Source organism: Kitasatospora sp. NPDC097691, from assembly GCF_040302665.1.
In the GTDB taxonomy this organism is placed as follows: domain Bacteria; phylum Actinomycetota; class Actinomycetes; order Streptomycetales; family Streptomycetaceae; genus Kitasatospora.
The window spans coordinates 1-9,538 of record NZ_JBEORY010000108.1 but is presented as its reverse complement, the minus strand read 5'-3'; the positions used below and the strand labels follow the sequence as shown (position 1 = coordinate 9,538).

Sequence of the window (9,538 nt, the reverse complement as noted above, 5' to 3'; positions counted from 1 at the left end):
GGAGGTGCCGCTGCACGAGCCGGACGGCGCCGACGCCGAGGACGGCGTGCCGCTGGGGCGGGCGCCCTTCGGCGTTGTCCGCCGGTCCTACGCCGAGGCCGGCGGGTAGAGCTGCGGCGGGATCCGCTCGGCGGCGGCACGGTCCAGCAGCATCAGGGTGCGGCTGCGACCGTACGCGCCGGAGGCGGGCGCCTGGATCTCGCCGGGGCCGGACAGGGCCAGCGCGACCGCGCCCGCCTTGTCCTCGCCGGCGGCCAGCAGCCAGACCTCGCGGGCCGCCCGGATGGCCGGGAGGGTCAGCGAGATCCGGGTCGGCGGGGGCTTGGGGGCCCCGCGCACGCCGATCACGGTCAGCTCGGTCTCCCGCACGCCCGGGTGCTCGGGGAAGAGCGAGGCGACGTGGGTGTCCGGGCCGACGCCGAGCAGCAGCACGTCGAAGGCGGGGACGCCGAGCCGGTCGCCCGGCCCGGCCGCCTTCGCCAGCTCCTCCGCGTAGCGGGCGGCGGCGGCCTCCACGTCCGAGCCGTCCGGCCCGTCCGAGGCGGGCATCTCGTGCACCCGCGCCGGGTCGAGCGGGACGGCGTCCAGCAGCTCGGCCCGGGCCTGGACGGCGTTGCGGTCCGGGTCGGCGGCGGACACGAACCGCTCGTCACCCCACCAGAGGTCCAGCCGGCCCCAGTCGACCGCGTCGCGCGCCGGGGAGGCGGCGATCGCGGCCAGCAGGGCGTTGCCGTTGCGACCGCCGGTGAGCACCACCGAGGCGGCGCCGCGGGCGGCCTGGGCGTCCACGATCCGGGTGATCAGCCGGGCCGCGGCCGCCTGGGCCATCAGCTCCTTGTCCCGGTGGACGACCAGCTGCGGGGTCGCGTTGGTCATGCGCTTTCCTTGGTGGTGCGCTTGCCGGCGGCCTTCTTCGCGGGCTTCCGGTCCGACGCCTCGGCGGTGATCCGCTCCGGGTTGGCCACGACCTCCTCGGCGGCGTCCTCGGCGACCTCCCGGGCGACCCGCTCGGCCGCCGCGGTCTCGGCGTTGGACGGCTCGTGCAGCCGCTCGACGGGCGTGCGTACGGCCGTCGCGTAGATGTCGTCCGGGTCCAGGCGGCGCAGTTCCTCGGCGATCAGCTCCGAGGTCTCGCGCCGCTTGAGCGCCACCTGGCGGTCCGGCGAGCCGGGCATGGAGAGCGTGCCCATCAGGCCGTCCGGGCGGTCCAGGGTGATGTCCCCGTCCTTGGTGCGCAGGTGCACCGCGGTGATGCCGGGGCCGCCGGTGACGACCCGCTCGACCGGCACGTGCAGCCGGTTGGTCAGCCACAGGCCGAGCAGCTCGACGCTGGGGTTGTAGGACTCGCCCTCGACCGCCGCGGAGACGATCGCGGACGGCCGCTGGTCCAGCGCGGCGGCCAGCATGGAGCGCCAGCCGGTGATGCGGGTCCAGGCCAGGTCGGTGTCACCCGGGGTGTAGCTCTGGGCCCGCTGGGCGAGCTGGCCGACCGGGGACTCGGCGGTGACGGCGTCGGTGATCCGGCGCTGGGCGATCGAGCCCAGCGGGTCCTGGGCCGGGTGCAGCGGCGCGTTGTCCGGCCACCAGACCACGACCGGGGCGTCCGGCAGCAGCAGCGGCAGGACGACCGACTGGGCGTGCGCGGCGAGTTCGCCGTGCATGCGCAGGACGACCGTCTCGCCGGAGCCGGCGTCCGAGCCGACCAGGATCTCGGCGTCCAGCCGGGTCTCGGCGCGGGCCCGCGGCGAGCGGCCCGCGCGCTTGATCACCGCGAGGGTGCGCGAGGGGTGCTCGCGGGAGGCGTCGTTGGCGGCCTTGAGGGCGTCGTAGGCGCTGCCCTCGTCGGTCACGATCACCAGGGTGAGCACCATGCCGGCGGCGGTGGAGCCGCTGGCCCGGCGCGCCTCCATGAGGGCGGCGTTGATCTTGCTCGACGTCGTGTTGGTGAGGTCGATCTTCATGGCCGGCGCCAGCTCCTGCCGTCTCGTGCGAGCATCTCGTCCGCCTCGACGGGGCCCCAGGTCCCCGCCGCGTACTGGGCGGGCTTGCCGTGGGTGTCCCAGTACTTCTCGATCGGGTCGAGGATCTGCCAGGAGAGCTCGACCTCCTGGTGGCGCGGGAACAGGTTGGCGTCGCCGAGCAGCACGTCGAGGATGAGCCGCTCGTACGCCTCCGGGCTGGACTCGGTGAAGGACTCGCCGTAGGCGAAGTCCATCGTGACGTCGCGGACCTCGAAGGAGGTGCCCGGCACCTTGGAGCCGAACCGCACCGTCACGCCCTCGTCCGGCTGGACCCGGATGACCAGGGCGTTCTGCCCCAGTTCCTCGGTCGCGTAGGAGTCGAAGGGCAGGTACGGGGCGCGCTGGAAGACGACCGCGATCTCGGTGACCCGGCGGCCCAGGCGCTTGCCGGTGCGCAGGTAGAACGGGACGCCCGCCCAGCGGCGGTTGTTGATCTCCAGCTTGATGGCCGCGTAGGTGTCGGTCTTGGAGTCCGGGTTGATGCCGTCCTCGTCCAGGTAGCCGACGACCTCCTCGCCGCCCTGCCAGCCGGAGGCGTACTGGCCGCGCACGGTGTGCCGGCCGAGGTCGGCCGGGAGCTTGACGGCGCTGAGCACCTTGAGCTTCTCGGCCACCAGCGCCTTCGGGTGGAAGGACGCGGGCTCCTCGATGGCGGTGAGCGCCATCAGCTGGAGCAGGTGGTTCTGGATGACGTCACGGGCGGAGCCGATGCCGTCGTAGTAGCCGGCCCGGCCGCCGATGCCGATGTCCTCGGCCATGGTGATCTGCACGTGGTCGACGTACGACCGGTTCCAGATCGGCTCGAACATCTGGTTGGCGAAGCGCAGCGCCAGGATGTTCTGGACCGTCTCCTTGCCCAGGTAGTGGTCGATCCGGAAGACCTCGTCCCGGGGGAAGACCTCGTGGACGACCTTGTTGAGCTCCTGCGCGCTCTCCAGGTCGTGGCCGAAGGGCTTCTCGATGACGGCGCGCCGCCAGGAGCCCTGCGGCGGGTCGGCCAGGCCGTGCTTCTTGAGCTGCTGGACGACCGTCGGGAAGAACTTCGGCGGGACGGACAGGTAGAAGGCGAAGTTGCCGCCGGTGCCCTGGGCCTTGTCCAGCTCCTCGATGGTCTCGCGCAGCTTGTCGAAGGCGTCGTCGTCGTCGAAGGTGCCGTGGACGAAGCGCATGCCCTTGGCGAGCTGCTGCCAGACCTCCTCCCGGAACGGGGTGCGGGCGTGGTCCCGGACGGCGTCGTGCACCTCCTTGGCGAAGTCCTCGTCGTCCCACTCGCGGCGGGCGAAGCCGACGAGGGAGAAGCCCGGCGGAAGCAGACCGCGGTTGGCCAGGTCGTAGATGGCCGGCATCAGCTTCTTGCGGGACAGGTCGCCGGTGACCCCGAAGATGACCAGACCCGACGGCCCCGCGATGCGCGGGAGCCGTCGGTCCGAGGGGTCACGAAGCGGGTTGACGGGGGTGGGCGGGAGGTCGTCCGCGTCCGAATCCGAAGTCAACTCAGGGAAATCAGTGCTCACTTGATGGGCTCCGCTTTCGTGCGCTGGCTGTGAGCAGGGGTCACTTCTCGTCGGCGAAGGAGGCGAGCGAGGCGGTGACGGTGTCGAGCAGCTCGTTCCAGGACTGCTCGAACTTCTCGACGCCCTCGTCCTCCAGGACCTGGACGACGTCGTCGTAGTCCACGCCGGCCGCGGCGATCGCGTCCAGCACGGCCTTGGCATCGGCGTAGTTGGGGACGATGGTGTTGCCGGTGATCACGCCGTGGTCGCCGGTGGCGTCCAGGGTGGCCTCGGGCATGGTGTTGACGGTGCCCGGGGCGACCAGCTCGGTGACGTACAGGGTGTCCGGCAGGGCCGGGTCCTTGACGCCGGTGGAGGCCCACAGCGGGCGCTGCGGCTTGGCGCCGGCGGCCTCCAGGGCCGTCCAGCGCGCGTTGCCGGCGGCCTTGCCGTCGACGCTGCCGAAGACCTCCTCGTACGCCTGGTAGGCGAGGCGGGCGTTGGCCAGGGCGGCCTTGGAGCGCAGGTCCTTGGCGTCGCCGCCGATCTTGTCCAGGCGCTTGTCGATCTCGGTGTCCACGCGGGAGACGAAGAAGGAGGCGACCGACTCGATCTGGGAGAGGTCCAGGCCCTTGGCCTTGGCGGACTCCAGGCCGGTCAGGTAGGCGTCGATGACGGCCTTGTAGCGCTCCAGCGAGAAGATCAGCGTGACGTTGACGCTGATGCCCTTGCCGATCACCTCGCCGATCGCGGGCAGGCCGGCCTTGGTGGCGGGGATCTTGATGAAGACGTTCGGGCGGTCGACCAGCCACCACAGCTGCTTGGCCTCGGCCACGGTGGGGGCGGTCTCGTGCGCCAGGCGCGGGTCGACCTCGATGGAGACCCGGCCGTCGCGGCCGTTGGAGGCGTCGTAGACCGGGCGCAGCACGTCGGCCGCGTCGCGCACGTCCGAGGTGGTGATCATGCGGATCGCCTCGTCGGTGGTGACCTTGCGGACGGCGAGGTCGCGCAGCTGACCGTCGTAGGAGTCGTCGCCGCTGCCGGCGATCGCCTTCTGGAAGATGGTCGGGTTGGTGGTCACGCCCACCACGTGCTTGTTCTGCACCAGTTCGGCCAGGTTGCCGGAGTTGAGCCGCTTGCGGCTGAGGTCGTCCAGCCAGATCGCAACGCCTTCGTCGCTGAGGCGCTTCAGTGCGTCAGTCATGGTGCTTCAGTCCCTTGCTCTTCTGCTTCGTGGGGTAGTCGGAGGGGGCCGCGTACGCGCGTGCGGGCGGGTACGCGGCCCTGGCGGCTAGCGGTTGACGGCTTCGAGGGAGCGCAGGGCGTTGTGGGCCTCGGCCACCACGCGCTCGGCGGTGATGCCGAACTCCTCGAAGAGCACCTTGTAGTCGGCGGAGGCGCCGAAGTGCTCCAGCGAGACGATCCGGCCGTGGTCGCCGACCAGCTCGCGCCAGCCCTGGGCGATGCCGGCCTCGACCGACACCCGGGCCTTGACCGACGGCGGCAGCACGCTGTCGCGGTAGGCCTGGTCCTGTTCCTGGAACCACTCGAAGGACGGCAGCGAGACCACGCGGGTCGCGATGCCCTCGGCCTCCAGCACCTCGCGGGCCTTGACGGCCAGCTGGACTTCGGAGCCGGTGCCGAGCAGGATCAGCTGCGGGTCGCCGGTGGAGGCCTCGGCCAGGATGTAGCCGCCCTTCGCGGTGCCCTCGGCGGAGCCGAAGACCTCGCGGTCGAAGGTCGGGACGCCCTGGCGGGTGAGGGCCAGGCCGACCGGGCCGGGGTGGCTGGTCTGGCGCTCGACGATGGTGCGCCAGGCGACGGCGGTCTCGTTGGCGTCGGCCGGGCGGACCATGGCCAGGCCCGGGATGGCGCGCAGCGAGGCCATGTGCTCGACCGGCTGGTGGGTCGGGCCGTCCTCGCCGAGGCCGATCGAGTCGTGCGTCCAGACGTAGGTGACCGGCAGCTTCATCAGCGCGGCCAGGCGGACGGCCGGGCGCATGTAGTCGGCGAAGACCAGGAAGGTACCGCCGTACACACGGGTCTTGCCGTGCAGGGCGATGCCGTTCATGGTCGAGCCCATGGCGTGCTCGCGGATGCCGAAGTGGATCGTCCGGCCGTACGGGCTCGCCGACTTCAGCGGGTTGCCCTCCGGGAGGAAGGAGCTGTCCTCGTCGATGGTGGTGAGGTTGGACTCGGCGAGGTCGGCCGAGCCGCCCCACAGCTCCGGGATCACCGCGCCGAGCGCCTTGAGGGTGTCGCCGGAGGCCTTGCGGGTGGCGACGTCCTTTCCGGCCGGGAAGGAGGGGACGGCCTTCTTCCAGCCGTCGGGCAGCTCGCCGGCCTGGATGCGGTCGAAGTCGGCGGCGCGGTCAGCGTTCGCGGCGCGCCAGGCGTCGAAGGACTGCTGCCACTGGTCGCGGGCGGCCTTGCCGCGCTTGATGACCAGGCGGGCGTGCTCGATGACCTGGTCGCTGACCTCGAAGGTCTTCTCCGGGTCGAAGCCCAGGACCTTCTTGGTGGCGGCGATCTCGGCGGCGCCGAGCGCGGAGCCGTGCGCCTTGGCGGTGTTCTGGGCGTCCGGGGCCGGCCAGGCGATGATGGTGCGCATCGCGATGAGCGACGGGCGGGAGGTCTCGGCCTTGGCCGCGGCCAGGGCGTCGGCCAGCGCGGCCACGTCGATGTCGCCGTTGGCCTTCGGGGTCACCCGCTGGACGTGCCAGCCGTACGCCTCGTAGCGCTTGAGGACGTCCTCGGAGAAGGCGGTCTCGGTGTCGCCCTCGATCGAGATGTGGTTGTCGTCGTAGAGGGCGACCAGGTTGCCCAGCTTCTGGTGGCCGGCCAGCGAGGAGGCCTCGGCGGAGATGCCCTCCTCCAGGTCGCCGTCGGAGACGATGGCCCAGATGGTGTGGTCGAAGGGGGACCCGTCGGCCGGGGCCTGCGGGTCGAAGAGACCGCGCTCGTAGCGGGCGGCCATCGCCATGCCGACCGCGTTGGCGATGCCCTGGCCCAGCGGGCCGGTGGTGGTCTCGACGCCGGCCGTGTGGCCGTGCTCCGGGTGACCGGGGGTGCGGCTGCCGGCGACGCGGAAGGCCTTGAGGTCGTCCAGCTCCAGGCCGTAGCCCGAGAGGTACAGCTGGGTGTAGAGCGTCAGGCTGGTGTGCCCGGGGGAGAGGACGAAGCGGTCGCGGCCGACCCAGGTCGGGTCGGTCGGGTCGTGGCGCAGGAAGCGCTGGAAGATCAGGTACGCGGCCGGGGCCAGCGACATGGCCGTCCCGGGGTGCCCGTTGCCGACCTTCTGGACAGCGTCCATGGCGAGGACTCGCGCGGTGTCAACCGTGCGCTCGTCCAGATCGGTCCACTCGAATGCGTTCGTCGGCGCAGTGCTCACCCTGTCTCAGGGCTCCTTCCGTATTGAAGAGTGACCCCGTGAATGGGGACCGGGTCGGCCACGGCGCTGTGGTCCCGACGCTGGGTGGTGCCGGTCACGGAGGGTAGATCCCGCTTCTGCGTGCGAGCCTACCGTCCGGGCCGGGGCTCACCCTCCGTGCTGAGACAACCGGGATTTCCGCATGGTGATTCCCACTAGGCCGGTGTGACTGGTTTTGTCCCAGGCTCTCCCGTTTCGTGACCCCCCGCCGCCGGGGTGGTCAGGACGGGGTAGCGGGGCCCGCCGGGGACGGTTCGTGGCTTCACCCAGTCGGTTCACCCGGGGGTGTGCGGTTCGGCCTCGCCGGGGACCCCGGAGCCGGATGGGATATATGGAGCGTCTATGGTGTCGTGGTACGCGCAGAGCGGACGATTTCGGGACCCTTCGTTCCTGCGGACGCCTGCGAGGATTCATCTTCAGTTGGGGTGTTAGTGACCGCCGTCGAAACCCGTCCCGCCGGGGTCACCGGGGCGACGCCTGCGCACCGGCCGATCGGGGCCCGTGTCGGCGCGTTCGTCGCACTGACCAAGCCCCGGATCATCGAGCTGCTGCTGATGAGCACCGTGCCGGTGATGTTCCTGGCCCAGCAGGGCGTGCCGAACATGCTGCTGGTCCTGAAGGTCGTGATCGGCGGCTACCTCTCGGCGGGCGGCGCCAACGCCCTCAACATGTACATCGACCGCGACATCGACGCGGTGATGTCGCGCACCGAGCGCCGGCCGATCGTCACCGGGATGGTGTCGCCGCGCGAGGCGCTGGTGTTCGGCATCGCGCTCGCGGTCGTGTCCACGCTGCTGCTGGGCTTCGGTGTCAACTGGCTCTCTTCCGCGCTGGCGCTGGGCGCGCTGCTGTTCTACGTGTTCGTCTACACGCTGGGCCTCAAGCGGCGCACCTCGCAGAACATCGTCTGGGGCGGCATCGCCGGCTGCATGCCGGTGCTGGTCGGCTGGTCCTCGGTGACCGACTCGGTGTCCTGGGCGGCCGTGGTGCTGTTCCTGGTGGTGTTCTTCTGGACGCCGCCGCACACCTGGGTGCTGTCGATGAAGGTGCGCGACGACTACCTGCGGGCCGGCGTGCCGATGCTGCCGGTCGTCAAGGGCAACGTGGCGGTCGGCAAGCAGGTCGTCATCTACTCCTGGGTGATGGTCGCCGTCTCGCTGGCCCTCTGGCCGCTCGGGCACATGAGCTGGCTGTACCCGGTCGCCGCGGTGGTGCTGGGCGGGGCCTGGCTGCGCGAGGCGCACGCGCTGTACGCGCGGGCCAAGGCCGGCGTCGTGGGCGCGAAGCTCAAGGAGATGCGGCTGTTCCACTGGTCGATCACCTACCTGTCGCTGCTGATGGTGGTGTGCGCGGTCGACCCGTTCGTGAAGTAGGTCCTGTGAAGCAGGTCCTGTGAAGCAGGTCCTGTAAGGAAGAGCCCCGGTCCGTTCGGACCGGGGCTCTTCCGTTTCCGGTGCGTCAGCGGGACGGCAGCCCGGAGGGGCCGACGTGGCCGTCCAGCCAGTCCCGCAGCGGCCGGGAGGCCTGCAGGAAGGCGGTGATCCGGGTGTACGCGGTGCGGGTGCCCAGCCACTTCGCCGGCTCCCACTCCTGCCAGGCCACCAGGCCCTTGTGGCGCAGCAGCTCGATCCTGGGGTGGTCCTTGGGGTAGCCGCGCGGGGCCGACTTGAGGGAGTCCCGGCCGAACACCTGCGGGCCGTCCTTCTCCACCCGGGCGATCACCCGCTCCAGCTCGGCGCCGGTGACGTCCTCCGCGACGGCGGCGCGGTAGCGCTCCAGCTGGTCCGGGGCGAGCTGGTACATGCCGTTGCCGCAGGCCAGGCCGTCGGCGGAGAGCTGGATGTAGCCGCCGCTCTCCAGGTGCGCGCCGATGTGCGTCTTGTACGGGGACTTGTCGGCGCTGAAGCGGATGTCGCGGTTCGGTCGGAAGACCTTCCCCTGCCCGAACTCCGGCTCCAGGTCGGTCAGCAGCTGCTCCATCGGGGCCCGTACGGCGTCCTCGTACTGCTCCTTGTGGGCCTGCCAGAAGGTCTTCGAGTTGTCGGCCTCCAGGTGCTCGTAGAAGTCGAGCGCCTCGGAGGGCCAGCCTTTGAACGTCACGTCTCCAGTATGTGTCCCGGTGCACAGGGCGCTCCCGTCGCCAGGGCGTCTACCGGTGGGTAGCATGCGGGCATGAGCAGCGCAGAGACCACCACCGCCGCGCCGGACGCCCGCACCGAGCGTCGCGCCAAGCGCATCGCCAAGAACCTGACCAGCTTCGCCCGGCAGCACGGCGGCAGTGCCGACGCGGTCGTCGAGTACGTCGGCGCCGTGGCCACCCGGATCGTCGTGGTCGGCGCGGACGGCGCCTGGGGCGACCAGGTGGCCCCCAGCTACGCCGTCGGCCGCCGGGCCGCGGAGCTGGCCGGGCTGACCCTGCACGACGCCTTCGAGGGCGAGCTGGGCCTCAAGGTCAAGACCGGCCCGTACGAGTGGAAGCGGATGGCCGGCATCCAGCTCGGCGGCTGACGCCCCCCGGACAGGGGGGGGGGGGGGGGTGGCGCCCCCGGCGGGGGGCGGGCGGGGCCGCGGGGGGGGGGGGGGGGCGGGCGCGC

8 protein-coding genes are annotated in these 9,538 nt (G+C 71.5%); 2 read left to right on the top strand and 6 right to left on the bottom strand.

All coding sequences use genetic code 11. The features are described 5' to 3' along the window. Nucleotides 1-87 precede the first annotated feature (87 nt). From pgl to tkt, 5 genes are all read right to left on the bottom strand, one after another. Nucleotides 88-876, bottom strand: a complete 789-nt coding sequence (gene pgl, locus ABTY56_RS38235; RefSeq protein WP_350634306.1) for a 6-phosphogluconolactonase — start codon at nt 874-876, stop codon at nt 88-90. Beyond that, nucleotides 873-1,961 carry a glucose-6-phosphate dehydrogenase assembly protein OpcA gene (gene opcA / locus ABTY56_RS38230; RefSeq protein WP_350634305.1) on the bottom strand — a complete coding sequence of 363 codons (1,089 nt, stop codon included), beginning with the start codon at nt 1,959-1,961 and terminating at the stop codon, nt 873-875. The genes pgl and opcA overlap by 4 nt, the downstream gene beginning before the upstream one ends. Beyond that, complete coding sequence (gene zwf, locus ABTY56_RS38225) at nt 1,958-3,514, bottom strand: glucose-6-phosphate dehydrogenase (protein ID WP_350634307.1); 1,557 nt, start codon at nt 3,512-3,514, stop codon at nt 1,958-1,960. The genes opcA and zwf overlap by 4 nt, the downstream gene beginning before the upstream one ends. Before the next feature lie 61 nt (nt 3,515-3,575). Continuing rightward, nucleotides 3,576-4,718: a transaldolase gene (gene tal / locus ABTY56_RS38220; protein WP_350634304.1), complete on the bottom strand. Its 1,143-nt coding sequence runs from the start codon at nt 4,716-4,718 to the stop codon at nt 3,576-3,578. A gap of 87 nt (nt 4,719-4,805) precedes the next feature. Next, a complete protein-coding gene (tkt, locus tag ABTY56_RS38215; RefSeq protein ID WP_350634303.1) occupies nt 4,806-6,905 on the bottom strand; it encodes a transketolase in 2,100 nt (699 codons plus the stop codon). Nucleotides 6,906-7,369: 464 nt separating this feature from the next. On the opposite strand from tkt, the gene ABTY56_RS38210 reads away from it, so the two are divergent. Further along, nucleotides 7,370-8,317, top strand: coding sequence for a heme o synthase (locus ABTY56_RS38210; protein ID WP_350634302.1), 948 nt, complete (start codon nt 7,370-7,372; stop codon nt 8,315-8,317). Between the two features lie 85 nt (nt 8,318-8,402). Here the strand turns inward: ABTY56_RS38210 and ABTY56_RS38205 are convergent, their stop codons facing one another. Further along, nucleotides 8,403-9,044, bottom strand: coding sequence for a DUF2461 domain-containing protein (locus ABTY56_RS38205; RefSeq protein ID WP_350634301.1), 642 nt, complete (start codon nt 9,042-9,044; stop codon nt 8,403-8,405). Between the two features lie 72 nt (nt 9,045-9,116). Between ABTY56_RS38205 and ABTY56_RS38200 the strand changes: the two genes are divergently transcribed. Next, nucleotides 9,117-9,452 (top strand): hypothetical protein, encoded by a 336-nt coding sequence (locus ABTY56_RS38200; RefSeq protein ID WP_350634300.1) that lies wholly within the window; start codon nt 9,117-9,119, stop codon nt 9,450-9,452. Nucleotides 9,453-9,538 lie beyond the last annotated feature (86 nt).